13 protein-coding genes and 1 pseudogene are annotated in these 18,031 nt (G+C 56.2%); all 14 read right to left on the minus strand.

Translation table 11 applies throughout. From position 1 onward, the window contains the following. Nucleotides 1–214 (minus strand): annotated as a pseudogene (locus B9Z43_RS12530) (hypothetical protein); the annotation flags it as partial. A gap of 271 nt (nucleotides 215–485) precedes the next feature. Further along, complete coding sequence (locus B9Z43_RS12535; protein ID WP_158270113.1) at nucleotides 486–701, minus strand: tetratricopeptide repeat protein; 216 nt, start codon at nucleotides 699–701, stop codon at nucleotides 486–488. Between the two features lie 110 nt (nucleotides 702–811). Then, entirely contained in the window at nucleotides 812–1,327 is a 516-nt protein-coding gene (locus tag B9Z43_RS12540; protein ID WP_158270114.1) for a hypothetical protein, read from the minus strand. A 127-nt stretch (nucleotides 1,328–1,454) separates the two neighbouring features. Continuing rightward, entirely contained in the window at nucleotides 1,455–2,057 is a 603-nt protein-coding gene (locus B9Z43_RS12545) for a hypothetical protein (protein WP_158270115.1), read from the minus strand. A gap of 165 nt (nucleotides 2,058–2,222) precedes the next feature. Then, nucleotides 2,223–3,578: a CsgG/HfaB family protein gene (locus tag B9Z43_RS12550; RefSeq protein ID WP_108326160.1), complete on the minus strand. Its 1,356-nt coding sequence runs from the start codon at nucleotides 3,576–3,578 to the stop codon at nucleotides 2,223–2,225. Then, nucleotides 3,575–4,021: a curli assembly protein CsgF gene (locus tag B9Z43_RS12555; RefSeq protein ID WP_108326162.1), complete on the minus strand. Its 447-nt coding sequence runs from the start codon at nucleotides 4,019–4,021 to the stop codon at nucleotides 3,575–3,577. Before B9Z43_RS12555 ends, B9Z43_RS12550 begins: the two co-directional genes overlap by 4 nt. A 28-nt stretch (nucleotides 4,022–4,049) precedes the next feature. Beyond that, nucleotides 4,050–4,463: a CsgE family curli-type amyloid fiber assembly protein gene (locus B9Z43_RS12560; RefSeq protein ID WP_108326165.1), complete on the minus strand. Its 414-nt coding sequence runs from the start codon at nucleotides 4,461–4,463 to the stop codon at nucleotides 4,050–4,052. Nucleotides 4,464–4,474: 11 nt separating this feature from the next. Continuing rightward, nucleotides 4,475–10,174, minus strand: a complete 5,700-nt coding sequence (locus B9Z43_RS12565) for an Ig-like domain-containing protein (protein WP_146183888.1) — start codon at nucleotides 10,172–10,174, stop codon at nucleotides 4,475–4,477. A 314-nt stretch (nucleotides 10,175–10,488) separates the two neighbouring features. After that, complete coding sequence (locus B9Z43_RS12570; RefSeq protein WP_146186076.1) at nucleotides 10,489–11,853, minus strand: hypothetical protein; 1,365 nt, start codon at nucleotides 11,851–11,853, stop codon at nucleotides 10,489–10,491. A gap of 652 nt (nucleotides 11,854–12,505) precedes the next feature. Next, nucleotides 12,506–13,792 (minus strand): lysophospholipid transporter LplT, encoded by a 1,287-nt coding sequence (lplT, locus tag B9Z43_RS12575; RefSeq protein ID WP_108326174.1) that lies wholly within the window; start codon nucleotides 13,790–13,792, stop codon nucleotides 12,506–12,508. Next, on the minus strand, nucleotides 13,789–15,186 hold the full coding sequence (locus B9Z43_RS12580; protein ID WP_108326177.1) for a UDP-glucose/GDP-mannose dehydrogenase family protein: 1,398 nt from the start codon (nucleotides 15,184–15,186) through the stop codon (nucleotides 13,789–13,791). The genes lplT and B9Z43_RS12580 overlap by 4 nt, the downstream gene beginning before the upstream one ends. Before the next feature lie 98 nt (nucleotides 15,187–15,284). Further along, a complete protein-coding gene (gene phoR, locus B9Z43_RS12585) occupies nucleotides 15,285–16,616 on the minus strand; it encodes a phosphate regulon sensor histidine kinase PhoR (protein ID WP_108326179.1) in 1,332 nt (443 codons plus the stop codon). Nucleotides 16,617–16,631: 15 nt separating this feature from the next. Then, entirely contained in the window at nucleotides 16,632–17,327 is a 696-nt protein-coding gene (gene phoB / locus B9Z43_RS12590; RefSeq protein WP_108326181.1) for a phosphate regulon transcriptional regulator PhoB, read from the minus strand. Next, on the minus strand, nucleotides 17,324–18,022 hold the full coding sequence (gene phoU / locus B9Z43_RS12595) for a phosphate signaling complex protein PhoU (protein ID WP_108326184.1): 699 nt from the start codon (nucleotides 18,020–18,022) through the stop codon (nucleotides 17,324–17,326). Before phoU ends, phoB begins: the two co-directional genes overlap by 4 nt. Between the last annotated feature and the right edge of the window lie 9 nt (nucleotides 18,023–18,031).

The raw sequence follows: 18,031 nt of genomic DNA on the forward strand, positions 1-18,031 counted from the left end.
TTTGGTTGAGGTTGGTGTCCGAGCGCAGTTGGGTGCTGACGGTGGGAAAGCGCCCCCACTGGGCCGATTCGACATCAAAACCCGCCGCTTGGGCTTGGCTGCGGGCTTGCAAGACGCTGGGGTGCCGATCGGCACCGATTTCGAGCAGTTGTTTGAGGGTGAAGTCGGCCGACAGGGCGCTGAATGGGGCGAGCAGCAGCAGGACAAAGGCCACTCTGTACTGACCTGTAAAAAGGGCATAACGAGCTGATTGAGTTGAGGTCATCTACGCGGGCGGTGGGGTTGAAAAAGGGAGGACATACGCGCTATTGCGCAACACTTTGTCAGCCCGGTTTTTGACAATCTTGCACCTTTGATGCGAAAACTAAATGACAAAACCCACAAAAAACAATTAACTACTAAAAACCGCATCAGGTGGGTGGCGCCCCCCCCGCGCACGATATCTCGCTTGTAGGAGCCGCGCCCAGCGCGCGAAGACGCCGACCTTATGGCAACTTCTCCAACACCACCTGAGCCTTAACATATCCCTGCCCCGCCGCTTGCCCCAACCAATACCGCGCTTGCACGGCACTCACAGGCACACCCAAACCATTCAAATACATCAGCCCCAGGTTGTACTGGGCCGCGTCATGACCCTGCGCCGCCAGCACCTGGAAATGCCGCAGCGCCTGCAGCGCATCGCCTGACTGCGCAGCTTGCAAGCCAGCTTGAAAGCTGACAGGTGAAGGTGACGAAACAGTTTGGGCTTGCGCCAAAGAAAAAGCGACCCCGCAAAGGGTCGCTGAAATACAAACTTGGATTAGTTTGAGCATCACTGTCCTGTCTGTCTCACCACCATGCTGGTGTTAGGCGCCATGACGGTAGAGAAGGTGTTGCCTTCACCACTTTGGGTAATGTTCAAATTCGAGCCAGAATTCAACACAACACTCAACACGTTCGAAACAGCATCTAATTGAGTCGCATTGATAATCGCAGACTCACCCAGCATTGTCACCGTCATGATGTTGTCGATACCACCACTTTGAGTGAGGTGAGCATAGTGACCAGAGCCGATTTGCAAAAGTCTGGCAACGTTGTTTTCACCTTCTGTCTGGAAAATGTGTGCCTCGTTGCTGAAACCACTTTGCCAGATCATGGCCAAGTTGTTCAAGCCATCAACTTGCTGGATCTCAGCTTTGTTGACCAAATCAGCATCGTCGTTGTTGACCTGATAAATTCCAGCGACATTGCCATTGCCAAATGAGCTGACACCGTTGTATTGCGTATCCAGATCAAAAGCACCAGACGCAATGTCTGGGTTATCGCTCAAGTCCAAATCTAAAGCCATGCTGCTCCCCACCGCAAGAAGGGTGAGCAATCCAAAAATTAGCTTCTTCATAGGTGCCCTAAGGAATTTTCAAGCAAATCACCCAAGCCAGCCATGTGAATCAAAGCTGGCCTGGGATCAACCCAAATTACTTTTGAGAGATGAAAGCAAGGCTACCAGCACCCACTTGGGTGATGTAGGCCTGGTTGGCAACGCCGTTGTTGGTTTGTGAAATGGCAGCGAAGTTGGCTGTGCCGCTCTGGTAGATGAAGGCGCTGTTTTCTTCTTCGCCTGCAACTTGAGAGATCAATGCAGCATTACCATCAACGGAAAGGGTTTTGGTAGCCAATTCTGTGGCAGCCAAAGTATCCACCGAGGATGCATCCGACAAGGTGGTTGTACGTGCCACATCGCCAGTTTCATTTTGGAAAACCATCGCACGGTTGACGGCGGCACCACCGACTTGCTTCACGAATGCCAATGCACCCATGCCCGACTGAACCACAGCGGCGTAGTTGCCACCGTCAGTTTGCGAGACAAATGCCACGCTGCCTGCTTCGGCTTCGCCGTTGGTTTGAAAAACATAGGCAATGTTGCCTTCTGGTGCGGCAGCCAAGAAGTCTTCGTAAACGGCGGCTTGAGCACCATCTGCAAAGAAAGCGGTATCTTGGAAATCCGTCATTACCAGCTCAGCGTGAGCGGCAAAAGAAGAAGCCATGGCCACAACGAGGGCGATTTTCTTGAAGTTCATGTTAAATCCTTGAAGAGAATGAAAAATTGGGTTATTGCCCCCACCGGTTGACAATGGAACTTCCATTGGCGAGGTCAAGTTGGATTGTGAAAGTCGGTTTTGACAAAACCACCAAAAACAAACAGTCCGCTTGGACTATGGATCAAGCGTCGATTGCCACAAAACTCAGCGCAAAGAGGTTTTGCTTTTGGTGGCTGAACCTGCTGCCTGGCTCACGTTCAGAGGCATGGGGTTGGACATGAGCTTGTCACCCTCTTCGCTGGCAGGCGGCATGGGCGGCAAAGACGGTGTCTCCACGGGCTCTAAGTTATTAGGCAGCAGGGGCGGCAAGCTGGCGGGGGCCAAAGGTTTGTCTGCGCTTTCAGGGCGCTTGGGTGATTCGGCTTTGGCTGGCGACGCTGGCTTTTTAGTCTCTGGCGCTTTCTTGACTTCGCTGACTTCTTTGATGGGCTCCACCGTTGGAGCTGGAGCAGCTGATGTGCGTGGCGTTGCAACAGCGGGTGCACCGGCAGAAGCTGCTGGCCGTGTGCTGGCCGCAGGTGCAGGTGCAGGGCGCGCCGATTGGGGCTGTGGTGTCGGCAAGATCATCACATTGCCTGGACGCGAAGACTGGATGGGCGAACCTTCATTGCCGATCAAAACACCATCGGCTTCGCGCAAATAAGCCTGTACCGTGGGGTGCGACCAGTCAAATTCGTTGCGCAAGTACCAGGCTTTGTCGCGTGCGCCTTGCACAATCAGGTGGATCACCGCACTCTCGATGGCCTCTTTGACGGCCAATTGGCTGGGCTCGTTGGAGCTGAAGCCGCCTTCGGCTTGCAACAACTGCTTATAAGCCACATAGCGGTAAATGCTGCCATTGAGCGAATGAGAGTAAATGGTTTTGGTGACCAACACACTGTTGATGACTTGGCCTGATCGCACGTCCACACTTCGCAGGTTGACCGTGACCTGGTCAATTTGGTATTTGATGTCGGCTCCAACGCCCAGCAAGTTGGCGCCTTCGCCACCGGTGCGCACGTTTTGCTCGTAACCAGTGATGCCGCCTTCTATGATGAACCAGGCTGGTACCAGTTGCGGGTAATTGATTTGACTGCGGTTTTGATCGCCCGGCGATTCGATGGCGCGGGCAATGCGACGCTCGGTCAAGAGGTTTTGCAGACCTTCGCGTTCAATGGGAATAAACCAGTTGGAATCGAGCAAGGCTTTGACCAGCAAGGCACCTGCGCCCTGGGTCACAGCGTTGGACAAGTTGCTGTCAGGCTGCGGTTTGAACTGGCCGGACATGTCGCGAAAGGCATACACGCCAACCGGGATGCGGTATTTGGGGTCAGGCAGGCGAACCAGTTCACGCGTGATGCGGTTGCCAGGCGTCAGGACCGCATCGGCTCGGGTTGCGGCAGGGGGCACCACGCTGGGCGGCGTCAAAGGGATTTGACTGCACCCTGTCAACAAAACCAGGCTGGCTGTGGCCAGACGCGTCCATGCACGCGACGTGTTTGGACTCGTTTGGCGCTTCATTGCAGGCCCCCGAGGGCGTTTATGTTGATGGAGGTGGATTGCCCGCTGGTGACATCGGTGGTCACCAAGGTCAGCCCACCCGTGGCCGGGTCGGTGGTGATTTGGATCTGAAAATTGCCTGCCTTGATGTTGGTGCCCATCTCGGGGTTGAAGTTGCCCTTGGCGTCAAACAAGCCATTGATCGCAGCAGTTTGCAGCTTGCTGATGATGGCGTTTTCAATGTTTGTCGTGAATTTTTGCAAGGCCGTTTGGGGTGCAACCACAGGCGCTTTGTAATCATTTTGTGCACTGGCGTTGGCTTGCAAGCCCGTCGAGTTGAGCGGATTGCCACCGAAAGTCGGGTTGACCGGGTAGTAGCGAAGCTCAGACGCTGTGGCACTCAAGGACAACAGCGTCAAGGTGAGCCATGTCAGGCGCCAGTGGCAAGAAAGTATTTTTTTCATATTGAACTTTTTGTGCAGGTCTTGGCGATCACCAGCCCGATTGGGCCAGATCAGGGTCTTTGAAAAGCAATCGGTCCACTTCAATTTCAGAGGCGCGGGCGAAAGCAATGTCCACAGCTTCGGCACTCATGCCCAAGAGCGTGCGCCAATCGCGGGGCAAGCCTCGGCGAAACAAAACCGCATCGTCAGAGATCACCAAGATCTCTGATCCCCCACGAGCGTACGGTCGTTCTTTGACAAGAATATTAAATTTGTCGAATCCTTCTTTGGTATTCCAAAGTTCGACAAATTTAGAGTGAAACAACTGGCCCATGCTGGTGATGACCTGGCGGCTGACGATGCCGCCGTACTCCATCAAGGGGTCGCTGCTGACTTGGGCCTGGGCCCCCATGGGGACCAAGACCAGCATCAGCAGGCAACGACGGGCAAGTTGTCCCAACATTGCTGCAGCGCTTAGACCACAAAGCTCTTGTCGATGAGCAGTGTGACCAAGCGGTCAACCTCCAGTTCATCCGTGAAGAAACCGGAGTACTTGTGGTACTTGCCAGAGTTGCTTTGACTGCCGGTCGCATCAAAGGTTTCGTTCACTTCTTCTTCGTAGCCGTCACGGTCGGTCACAATTTTGGTCCGCGCCTCCAGGTCCGTGAGGCTGGCCGATTGGTTGCCACTGGCACCGTCGATGCGCAGGTTGTAAACAAAGTTGGCTCCAAAAACCTGACTGGACAAACCAAATATGTCTTGGGCACTGATGCTCACGCTGGCATCCCTGCCTGTGAACTGGAAAATTTCGAAATCTTTCAACAACTGGCCTGTGCCAGAGTTGTTGAACTGCGAAAAGTCCATGGCGATGTCAGCCACCGTGAATTTCATGGTGTCAACACCAGCACCACCGTCCACATAGGCAAAGCCCAGGCCATCGGCACTGGACACCGTCACCAGGTCATCGCCTTCTTTGGTCAGCAAGACATCGCCTGGCGCCTTGAACAAGGAGAAGCCCACATCGTCACCGTTTGTGCCTTGGTAAAGCTTGGCAGCAGCCGCGCTGGTGTGGTTGATGGTTTGCGTAGTGGGTCGAATGTCGCTCACAAAAATCAAGGGCTGATACACCGGCAAGGCAGATTCGTTGCCCGCCTCATCCGCCATGATGGCGCTGAGCCAAGTGAATCCGGCAACCTCAGTCAAGCCTGTCAGTTGGTAGCTGGCATCGTCAATGGTCAAGCCCTCAGGCAAGGTGCCTGTGGCGTCTTCCATCGAAACGACATGCACACCCGCACCAGCAGTTGGCTGGTAGTTCATGGATGTGTTGATGGACACAATGTGCGGCGTCAATTGCTGGGGCAAAACAGGCGCAAGGGTGTCCACCGTGAAGCTTGGACCTTGAACTTCCGCACTTTCGTTGCCTGCCATATCGGCCGCTTTGACGACGGCCCTGTAGGTTCCGTCCAGCAAATCTTCGTTGAGCGATGCGGTCCAATACCCTGTGTCGTCGGCTTGGATCGGGTCCATCTCTTGCACCACAGTCCAGTCACTGTTGTCATCTTGTTGCTGGATGACCAGTGTGACCCATGCCAATGCTTCGGCTTGGCCTTCGAACACGGGGGCCACGTTGTTGGTGATGCGGTCGGTCAAGCTGACGCCCGTTTCGTTGCCATCAATGTCCGAAAACTCAGCCAAAGTGGGCTCTTCGCTCATTTCGGTGTCCACCGTGAAGGTCTCACCTGTCACCGCTTCGCTTTCGTTGCCAGCCGCGTCCACCGCCACCACCTCGGGCGTGTATTCCCCATCGGCCAACTCGTCCACCGTGATCGACCACTCGCCTCCCACCGCCTCGATCGGCTCGCTCACCCAGTCACCCACCGTCACCGTCACAAATGAGCCCTCTTCGGCCGTGCCCGACAGCGTCGGCGCGTTGTTCGACGTCACAAAGTCGTCCGTCAAGGCGCCCGTATCGTTGCCCTCGGTGTCGCCAAACGCGTTCATCGCTGGCGCTTCGATCGTCGTTTTAACGGTGAAGGTCTCACCTTCAAATTCTTCCAGCAAGTTGCCCGCCACATCTGCCACCGTCACTACAGGCGCATATTCACCGTCTTCCAGGTCCACGCCCACCGTCACAGACCATGTGCCGTCTTCGCCCACTTGCACCGGCTCGTCGGTCATCCAGTCACCCACCGTCACCGTCACCAACGCACCAGCCTCGGCCGTGCCGCTGATCATGGGCGCCACGTTGTTGGTGATGTTGTCCTCGGCATCCGTGCCCGTGTCGTTGGCTTCGTCGTGCGTCAGATTGGCCGTCACGTCCTCTGGCGGCGTCAAGTCCACCGTGAAGGGCGTGCCCTCCACGTTCTCGCTCTCGTTGCCCACCACGTCCACCAAACGCGCCACCGGGGTGTACTCACCCTCGGGCAAATCGGTGATCGTCACCGACCAGTTGCCATCAGCGTCTGCAATGATTTCTTCGTCCAGACCGTACACCGTACCGTCCAGCTCCACCACCACGCGCATGCCTTCAGGCGCAGTGCCCTCGATCTGCAGCTCAGCGCTGTTGGTGATGTTGTCTTCGGCATCCAAGCCCGTGTCGCTGGCGCTGTCGTGCTTGAGGCCTACGCTCAAGTTGCCCACATCAGGTGGCAAGGTCAAGACCTTGAACGTCTCGCCCAGCACCGCTTCGCTTTCGTTGCCAGCCGCGTCCACCGCCACCACCTCGGGCGTGTATTCCCCATCGGCCAACTCGTCCACCGTGATCGACCACTCGCCTCCCACCGCCTCGATCGGCTCGCTCACCCAGTCACCCACCGTCACCGTCACAAATGAGCCCTCTTCGGCCGTGCCCGACAGCGTCGGCGCGTTGTTCTTCGTCACTATTGCATCATCCAAGGTGACTGCGCCGTTGCCCTCGGTGTCGCCAAACGCGTTGAATGCCGGTGCATCAGGAGGGGTTGCATCGACCGTGAATGACACTTCAGCATCGATCGGCGCGCTGACATTACCCGCCAGGTCAATCACAGTGATCTGCGGTGTCCACTCGCCTTCCGGCAAATCGTCTTCGACTTGAACCGTCCAAGTGCCATCACTCTCAACCGTGGCTGTGTAAACCAAAGTCCCATCGGCCATCACATCGATCACCACGGTGGCACCGGCTTCTGCAGTGCCTTGCAGCATGGGCTGAAAATTGGCCGTGAGGCCGTCGGTTGCGTCAATGCCGGTGTCGTTGTCTTCGTCGTGCACCAGTTCGGCCGTGGCCTCTTCGGGCGCCTGGCGGTCGATGACGATGGGTGCGCCGGTGGTGCGGGTGATGTTGCCCGCGCCGTCCATGACGGTGATGTAAGGGACATAGGTGTGGCTTTCACCCTCAGCGCCCAAAGGCTGCGTCACCTGCACCGACCATTCACCGTCCACCGCAGTGATGGGGGCAAATTTCACAAGCTCTGTGGGTTCGACATCCGTGCTGATATCGCGCAGTGAGACAAACACAAGGAGGTCACCAGAACCACTGACCGTGCCGTTGATGCGCGGCAGAGGGAACATGGTGATGCCATCGGCGTTGTCTGAACCCGTGTCCAAACTGGTGAGCTCGAATGTGATGCCTGCAGCCGAGACAGCAGCCGAATCGGTGTATGGGGCCGTCAAAGCAGAAATATCCAAACCCACTTCTTCGATCAGGGCCAAAAGCTCTTCATCAGAACTGGGGTCCACATCTGTCAGCATGACGTCGCTGCTTTCCGGCTTGGTGGTGACGATGGTGAAAGCTGCGCCTTCAAATTCATCGCTCACATTACCTGCCACGTCAGTGACCGTCACCACAGGGATGTATTCACCTTCTTCAAGCACTGCTGTGGCCGCTATGCGCCAGGCGCCTGCTTCGTTGGCCCGGCCTGTGCCGATGGTGTTGCCGTCGATGCTCAGGGTGATCACGGCATCCGCCTCTGCCGTGCCTTCAAATACAGGCAAAGTGACGTTGGTCACGTTGTCCTGCAGGAAGCTATCGCTCTCAAGTGCCAAGGTGGCAATTTGGTCGGGTGCCGCCACGATCTCGAAGCCGTCTGCATCTTGGCCCACCACATAAGCGTAGGCCTCGTTGTCAAAAATGAACGCAGGCATGTCTGCGCTGGCCGTGTTACCCGCAGCATCAACGATGTGAATGCTCAGAGTCTGTGTACCTGGCTGCAGGTCTTCGACAGGGATGCTGGCTTGCCAGATGCCATTGGCGTCCGGGAGGACATCGAAGCTATGCTGTCCGATGGTCAATGTCACGGTAGCGCCCGCCTCGGGCGCTTGGTTCAGTGTGAACAGCACGCTGCTGGCACCCTGTGCGCTGAAAACGCGGTCTGTGCTGTCAGGATCTTGGAATGAACCCTCAACCGCAGTGATGGCATAGCCTTGGGGCACCATGGCTTCGGTGTCGAGCGTGAAGCTCAGTCGGGCTGGATTGGACTCCAGCGCCAGGCCGGGGTAATAAGCGCGAACTTGTAGGTCGTAGTGACCGTCGGGCAGGACGCCTTGCAAGCCGTTGAAAAGGCCACCCTCCGGGATGGGCAGGAAGTCATCGCCATTGAGGCTGTACTCGAGCTGAGCCTGGAATGTTTGGTTGCCCACCACAATGGCCGGATTGCTCACCTGCCCCAGTGTGATTTGCGAGTTGCTGGTGATGCCATCGCTGCCCGATGTGCCGGTGTCATCGATCAAACTCAGCTGTGGTGCTTGCGCAGCTTGGCTGACCCAGGTAAAGGTCAATGGATCGCTCTGAGTGGCTGTCAAACCCGCCTGACGGACCATGACAGTGATGTCTTGCACACTGCCATTTGGGGTGAATTGGGCTTGTTCAAAAGTCTTCCAGGTCTTGCCCAGATCCAAGGAAATTTCGATGCTGTCGTAGCCTGCGCCCGTGTTGTAGCCGCGAATGGCCAACTGGGCATTGGTGGTGATGTGGTCAGTTTGGGTCGCGCGGTCCGTACCAGTGTCTTGGTACAGATCCACGGTGAGTTGCGCTGCGTTCAGCTGCACAGCGCTCAAGCTGCCTGCTGTTTTGACAGCACCCAGCGCCGTCAAATCTTGCACGATGCTGGCGGTCAACTCGGCACGTTGCTCATCAGACAGTTGAGACAATTGGTCGGCCAAGAGGGTGCTCACAAATCCTTCGTCCTGCACCATGGCGCCCCAGCTGTCAGCAGTTTTGACTTCTTTGGCCAGCGCGGTAAAAAACTGATCCGCGTTGGGCAATTGGGTGGCCAACTGCACGATTTGGGCACCGGCTTTGCGCAGGGCCAGCGCGTCGGCGCTGCCTGCATTGGCGGCATCCATCGGATCGTAAGTGCTCAGGTTCAGTTGCATGGATAAACCCAGCAATTGCTTGACGGCCGTTTCGGCTGCGGCAATGCTGGCAACCCCGCTGTCCAGCAGTGCTGTGACCAACGTGGTGACGGGGGTCATGACAGTGGATGCGCTGACGCCTGCACTGAATGAAATTTTCAGATCCAGTGTGTTGGCCAGACCCGTGTCGATGTTGGTGCCGCCCACGGCAATCAGAACGCCAGATCCGGTCAAGGCTTTGCTCAAGACCAATTGACCATTGGCGTCAGTCGTGCCCACCAAGTGCTGATCGTCTTTCACATCGCGATAGACCTTGGCGCCGGCAATCAGTCCGTCTTGGACGGTTAATTTCAAGGCAGTCTCAGCTGGCGCTTTGGTATCGCTTTTGCTCCCCCCCCCGCCGCCCAAACCAGCGACCAAAAGCCCCCCCAACAACGCTGCGCCGGACCACATGCTGGCAAGGCCTGATGCGGCGGGCGAAGGGTTGGAAGCAACGCCCCAGTCGATGTTTTTCATGCCGCTGTTGGCGCCCGCTGCGTCGCTGGCTGTGCGTGCGCCGTCGGCTGCACCAGCTTGTGCCAAGATTACATCGGACGATTGCGCTGTTGGCGCCCAAGCCATGGCGGTGCTGTCCAGAACAGCCGCAGCATCGGCTTCGAATTGTTCTTGCTCTTCGTCTTGCGTCTTTTCCCGCAGGCTTCTGGCTTTGAGAGCAGGGATTTCCACATCGGTTATTGCTGTGCGCGCAGCCGGTGCGGGCGGCGATTTTTCAGGCACAGCGTGCAGGCCATTGGCCACCTGTTTGAAAGACTTGTCTGCGTTTGAGGATTTATCAAAGGTGGTCATTTCGGCATTCAATCAATGTGGGTGTCAAAAGTGATGTGCGAGCGCACACAATTGATAGAAATGCTAAATACGTCACGTGACGCAGGTACGACTTTCCCATGACACATGCATGACAGTCCAATCGCACTCACTCTTTAGGAGCAGCACCTGGCTTTGTGGGAGCAGCACCCCGTGCGCGATTACCGGCGCATCACAAACACCATCGCGCGCAGGGCGCGGCTCCTACGGGTCATCTCTTATGGGCGCAGCACCTGACTTCGTGGGAGCAGCACCCCGTGCGCGATGGGGCATGGCCCATTCAGTATGAACAGCGCTTATTGCTTGATGAAGTGGCGCAGGAACATGCGCGAGCCTGATGCGTTTTTACCCAAGAAGCTGAATCCGGCATTGCCCAAAGTCGGGTCAGGGAAGAAGTAACCCGAAGAGGTCGTACCCGCATCGAAATTTTCATCGCACTCGTCTTTGAACTCGATACTGACAGGTATGGCATGTCGCGTGACAAATCCTTGACGGTTGAGCACTTGCCCATCTTTGTCCATACCGATTTGCCCGATGGCACACAAGGTGGCTTTGTTGTTCAGGTTCTTATATAAGTTGAATTCGCCTTTGGCCGTGATCTTCCAGTCCTTGCTGTCAGGCGCTGAATCTTTTTCACGGTAGGTGCCTGCAAAGTTGGAGATAAGCATGGCTTTGTCTGAGATATTTGCAGCAGCCAGTTGAATTGATCCCACTGTGTCAAACAAGAAGCTGTTCGCCCAATCATTGGTAATGGCAATGCTTCGTGGCGATGAGAAATTGGCCGTTAGATCGATGCGGTCAGCACAAGCGTTTGTACACAGCTGTGTAGTTTGGTAGGTCACTGGTGCTGCCGTGAAGAGAGGCAAGCTGTCGCTTGAACGCGCGATGGGGCCTGAGAACCTGCGGGCGCGATTGGCCGAGTTGGACAACGCATAGCCCCAAATTTCGCTGGTGTCTGTGATCACCACCAATTGCCGGGTATTGGCATCCACCGTCTGGGTGTAAATGCCGGCAATCGGGTTGCGTGCGACTGTGGCTGTGACTTGGGTGACGGAAGTCAGCGCTTTCGTTGGATCAACAGAGTCACTGACGGTTAAACGAAAGATGAAAGGCTCGTCAAATGCATCCACGACCAAGGTGGGTGAACTGCTAGCGGGGTTAACAATGACGGCGTTGCTGGTTTTTGGGCGTGAGTCTATGGTCCAGCTGTACGTCAGGGTGTCGGAGTTGGCATCGGCACTGCCCGCGGCGGAAAGCGTGACAACAGAATTGAATTCATTGAAGCTGGCCGAACCAAATGCATAGGGTGCAACGGACACGTTGTCCACTTTCATCTTTGCGGTTGACAGCGCCAGCACCGTGCCCAAATTTGGAAAAGCAATTTGTGCTTGCGCGGCTTCTGCCCCCAAGGCACCGAGATAGGTTTCAGCCTGCAGGTCATCACTGACGCGATTGGCCACAGCCAATTTACCTGCGCTGAGCTTGATGCCATTGGAAATATCACCATCCTCGTCAAGCATGTGCAACAGGGCACTGAGGTTTTGGATCACGGTGGCATTGGGGTTTCGCGTGTTCAGGATTTCAAAGTGTTTCAAGGGCCACGGCGCATTCAACTTTATTTTGTAGGGCGTCAATGTTTGATTACCCACTTTGAAAATCACCGTCTCACCCGTTTGGTATTTGAACTGACCGCGCGGGCCTGTGATGCCTGATTGGGTTTCAGTTTTGTAGGTCAAGCCCTCGACGAAGCCGCCGGCCATGTACACATAACCGTCTCTGGTGGATGCAGTCGGTGTGTCTGATGCACCGCCACCACCGCCGCAACCGGTCAGCAGGCAAGCACCGATCAATGCGAGAAAACCAACGAGCTTGTGGATGGACATACTTGAACGCTGTTTGAAATGGATTCAGTCGCGCCAAAAAACAGCGCTTCAAATTATGAAAATTTGACAATAGGTGGAATTTTGATCACTCATGGTGACAAATTGATGAATTCACCAATACGCTAGATGCCTGGACGAGCTGAGCTTGGGGACAGCTGAGTGTGTGAGCAGCACCCTGTGCGCGATTGCTGGCGCACCACAACCCAGCGCGCGCAGGGCGCGGCTCCTACGGGACATCTATTCTGAGAGCAGCACCTGGCTTTGTAGGAGCAGCACCCCGTGCGTGATTACTGGCGCACCACAACCCAGCGCGCGCAGGGCCCGGCTCCTACGGGACATCTATTCTGAGAGGAGCACCTGGCTTTGTAGCAGCAGCACCCCGTGCGCGATTACTGGCGCACCACAACCCATCGCGCGCTGGGCGCGGCTCCTACGCATTAATTGAGCGTTTGCGCCAGAGGATGCGGCACATGGGCCACATGCCCAGCAAGAGCATGAGCGCCAGCAAGAACATGATGCTGAGCAAGGACACTTGCAGGGCCAGCATGGCAGAGTAGGCACCCAACAGCACCAACACGCTCAGATTTTCATTGAAGCCTTGCACAGCAATGGAACGCCCTGAACTCAAGACTTGACGGCCACGGTGTTGCAGCAAGGCGTTCATGGGCACCAGCAGCATGCCACCGGCCGCCCCTGCGCACAGCAACAAAGGGATGGCCAGCGCGATGTGCGTGGTCATGGCCAGGGTGGGCAACAAGATGACCAGGCTCAGTCCCCAGGGCAACGCTTGTTTGGCTGAATGGAGTTTGAAAATCCGCCCCGCCAGCCAGGCCCCCAAGACTACACCCACCGCCACGAGGGCTTGCAAATAAGCCCCTTGCTGCAGAGGCAGGCCCAATGATTCTTGCGCCCAAGCCAGCACGGCAAACTGCATGACCGCGCCCACTCCCCAATACAAGGTAGTCACATACAAAGAGATGCCGCCCAAGCGGTCTTCCCACAAGATGAGATTGTCTTTCCAAAAGTGCCGCCAGTGCAGCGCTTGCCAGCGCAACGGCACCATCACCTGCCCCACACTCAGGTGCTTGAGCCGGGCATTGAGGATGCTGGCTGCAAGGTAAATGGCCCCGACCACGGCGCACGCATTCCAGGTGTCGGTGCGCATGAACACGCCGGACAAAATTTGGTGCACGGGTGTGCGGCCCCCCACCGCTTGCGACCAGCCCACCAAGGCTCCGCCCAGCGCAATGCCCAACACCACAGACATCACCACAGACACTTCGAGCCAGGCGTTGGCTCGCACCAGCAAAGATGGCGGTACCGTTTCGGTGACCAAGCCGTATTTGGCAGGGGCATAGACCGATGCTGCCAGGCCAATCACAGCAAACGCCAACACGGGATGCAGACCTGTCAGCATCAAGACCAATCCGGCCACTTTGAGGGCGTTCATCCGGGCCATAACACGGCCCTTGGGCAAGGCGTCTGACAAAGAGCCCACCACAGAGGCCAGCAAGACATAAGACAGGTTGAGCGAGAACTTCAAAAAGGGTGCCCACCAGGGGGCATAGCCTTGCTCTGTCAAGATGAAGATGCCCAGGATCAGCAGCGCGTTGTCGGCCAGTCCTGAAGCAAATTGAGCACCGATCAGAAAATAAAAGCCTTTGGGCATAGCCTCACGCGCCCCTTGGCCCACGCGGGTGTTGCCGCCAGGTGTCACGCTGGCTCAGTCACCGATGCGATGGCTAGGGCGTTGCGTCGGCCCACGCCTTGGTAGGCGATGCCCAATTCTTGCAAGGCGTCGGGGTTGTACAAGTTGCGTCCGTCGAAGATGTTGGCGTGGCGCATGCTGGCTTTCATGGCCTCGAAGTCCGGGTTGTGGAAGTTCTTCCACTCGGTGAGGATCAGCAAGGCGTCGGCACCCTCGAGTGCATCCATGTCGTGTTTGACCATTTCCAGGCGAGACAGCCATTCTTCACGGCCAAGCAAATCGGACTGCAATGCTTTCATGGCTTCATGTTCAGCCACAGGGTCATACGCCGAAACCTGCGCACCACGCTCAAGCAGCTGCGCAATCACGATGCGACTGGGCGCTTCGCGCATGTCATCGGTGTTGGGTTTGAAGGCCAGACCCCAGACTGCGATTTTGCGGCCTGTCAGATCGGCGCCCAGGCGCTGAACCAGGCGATCCACCAGCAATGTCTTTTGGCGCTCATTGACCACCTCGGTCGCGCGGACCACATCCATGCCCATGCCATGTGCCTGCGCCGTGCTGACCAGGGCTTGGGTGTCTTTCGGGAAGCAGCTGCCACCATAACCACAACCTGCATACAAGAAGCTATAGCCAATGCGGTTGTCGGCGCCGATGCCACGGCGGATGTGGTCAACATCAGCGCCCAGTTTGTCGGCCAAATTGGCAATTTCGTTCATGAAAGAGATGCGCGTGGCCAACATGGCGTTGGCTGCATATTTGGTGAGCTCTGCGCTGCGCACATCCATCCAGACCGTGCGTGAATGGTGGCGGTTGAAGCTGGCGTACAAGTCACCCATCATGCGCTGGCTCTTGGCATGGTGAATGCCTTCGTCGATGCCCACCACGATGCGGTCTGGGCGCATGAAGTCATCAATGGCCGCGCCTTCTTTGAGGAACTCGGGGTTGGAGATCACGTCGAACACATGCGTGGGCATGCCACGGTGCGCCAGCTCGTGCGTGATGGCAGCTCGCACGCGGTCTGCGGTGCCGACGGGCACGGTGGATTTGTTGACCACCAGTTTGAAACCTTTTAGGTTGCGCCCAATCATGGAGGCAACCGACAAGACGTGACCCAAATCGGCCGAACCATCCTCCGTGGCGGGGGTGCCTACAGCAATGAACAGAATGTCGCCATGTTCGATGGCATCGTTGGCATCGGTGGTGAAACGGATTCGGCCATCGGCACGGTTACGGGCCAACAATTCTTTGAGGCCTGGCTCATAGATGGGTACGCCGCCTTCTTGCAAAGCCCTGATTTTTTCTTCGTCTTTGTCAAGGCACACCACCTTGAAACCCAAGTCGGACAGGCAGGCGCCTGTCACCAAACCCACATAACCAGAACCTATGACTGTGACACGCATCGCTCAACCTCCATATTGAGCTTGATGTTGAAGGCGCTTCGTGAAATCCTGAAGTCAGAAGAAAGTCAATTGCATGAAAAAAGACCTCGCAATTTGACTCACTGCGTCAGCAAAAGGCGCGAGATTGGAAAGACCAACGAAAAAGTAGAACCGTTGCCAACTTGGCTTTCAATGCGCAGCTCACCGCCATGGCGTTGCGCCACATGTTTGGTAATGGCCAAGCCCAATCCGGTACCCCCGGTTTCGCGAGAGCGACTGCGGTCCACACGGTAGAAGCGCTCGGACAAACGGGGCAAGTGCTCTGCGGCAATGCCGGGTCCACTGTCGGACACTGAAAAGCAAAGATCGTCAGCTTCACAGTACCACCGCGCACAGATACGACCACCCGCTGGTGTGTAACGCACTGCATTGCTGACCAGGTTGGACACAGCGCTCAAGATCTCTGATCTCGCGCCCATCATCGACCAGTTTTCAATCGGATCAAATTTAAAAACATGGACGGGTGACAGTTGTTCACTGTCTTGACCAGACAAGACAGCCGACAAAGCCATGGCATCAGATTGAACTTGCCCCATCAATTCAGGCAAAGAAATCTTGTCTTGCACGCGGGGGGGCATGCCGCCTTCGAGTTGCGACAAAGTCAACAAATCGGCCACCAGCGATTGCATGCGCTCCGCTTGCACCGCCATCATCTGTAAATAGCGCTGTCGCTCATCCTCTTCCAAAGGGATGGCTTGCATGGTTTCGACGAACCCGCTCATCACGGTCAGTGGCGTTCGAATTTCATGTGACACATTGGCAACAAAATCTCGGCGCATGGCATCGGCTTGTGCCATGGTGGTGATGTCGCGCGTGAGCAGTAATTGGCGGCCCTCACCATAGGCATGCAACTGCACCGACAACTTGATGTTTTTGGACAACGTGGCAGCACGACCATCAATGACCGCTTCCGCTGTGTGTGTGTCCTGCGCATAGTATTTGGAAAAAACGGGATCACGTACCAAATGCACAATGTGCTGCAGATAGTCTCGTTGAATGTCCAAACCCAGGTGAACAGCACCTGTGTCGTTGCACCATTCGATGCGCGCTTCAGAATCGAGCAGGATCACACCATTGGGTGATGCCTGAATGGCTTGCAAAAAGTCCTTGAGCCTTTGCTCAAGGTCCTCAGTGGCTTTCTCACGCTGCAGCAAAAGCCTTTGGATGCGTTGGCCGATCTCCAGCCAAACACCCGACCATTTCAAGGGATTGTTTAACCCAGTTCTACACAGCCAGTTCAACAATCGGTTGCTGCGCCAAGCCAACAGACAGATGTGAGCCGTTGCAGCGCCAAAGGCAAAAACCAAAGCACCGACCAAACCCGCCAACCAACCACCCAAGATGGCAGCCACCACAGCCCACGAGAAAAATTCAAATACGATGACTAGCATGAAAGATATTAGACATCAAGCAGTGGGGTTAGATGTCAACCGATAACCAGCTCCTCGCACTGTTTCCACCAAGCTTCCTGCATCTCCCAGTGATTCTCGCAAGCGTTTGACATGGACATCCACCGTGCGCTCTTCAATGAAAACGTGGTCACCCCAGATTTTGTCGAGCAACATGCCACGTGTGTGCACACGTTCTGGAAAGCGCATCAGATATTGCAGGAGTTTGAATTCGGTCGGACCAACCTTCAGGGGCTTGTCTTGCCAGCTCACACGGTAGGTTTCAGAATCCAGCTGTAAATCGGCCACTTTGAGCAGCCCACCAACCGATTCAGGCACCCTGCGGCGCAAGACAGCGCGGATGCGAGCCAACAATTCACGCGGTGAGAATGGTTTGACGATGTAGTCGTCAGCCCCCGCATCGAGCCCCGCCACGCGGTCGGCCTCGTCACCTCGGGCTGTGATCATCAAAATAGGAACGCCCTTTGTGCGGACTGCCGAGCGCCATTTGCGCGCCAACGCCAAGCCACTTTCACCGGGCAACATCCAGTCCAGCAAAATCACATCGGGCAAGATCTCGTCGAGTTCACGCTGCGCGGACTCTGCATCCATGGCCCACACCGGCTGAAAGCCGTTGTGGCGCAAGTTCACCGAGATGAGTTCCGCAATCGCCGACTCGTCTTCGACAATCAGAATTCTGGGCAGGCTTCTCATTTGACGGCTTGTTCAATGTCCGACAAAGCGGTGTGGCGCACATCGGCACCCTTGACCACATAAATCACAAACTCGGCGATGTTCTTGGCGTGGTCACCGATGCGCTCGATGGCTTTGGCGACAAACAGCAAGTCCAGACTGGCCGAGATCGTGCGTGGGTCTTCCATCATGTAGGTGACCAGTTTGCGCACAAAACCGTTGAACTCGGCGTCGATCAAATCGTCTTCTTTGAGGATCACCAGCGCGGTGTTGACATCCAAACGTGCAAAGGCATCGAGCGACTTGCGCAGCAAACCGGATGCCAGATCGGAGGCGATGCGCAACTCGGACGATGGCAAATTGCGTGGGCTGCCCTGATCGAGAATTTGCTTGACCATGCGCGCAATGCGCTCGGCCTCATCACCCGCGCGCTCCAGGTTGCCGGTGATCTTGGAGATCGCCATCAACAAGCGCAAATCACGCGCTGTGGGTTGACGGCGGGCAATGATGGAGGCCAGCTCGGCATCGATCTCCACCTCCATGGTGTTGACTTGTTTCTCTGTGGCGATCACCTGATTGGCGACTTCTGCACTGAACTGGGCCAGCGCATAGACCGCGTGGCGGGTTTGCGACTCCACCAAACCACCCAACTCCAAAACGCGTGAGGACACGTTGGTCAGGTCGGCATCGAATTGACTTGAAATGTGCTTATCCATGTTTTGCTC

Source organism: Limnohabitans sp. MMS-10A-192 (genome assembly GCF_003063335.1).
GTDB lineage: Bacteria > Pseudomonadota > Gammaproteobacteria > Burkholderiales > Burkholderiaceae_C > Limnohabitans_A.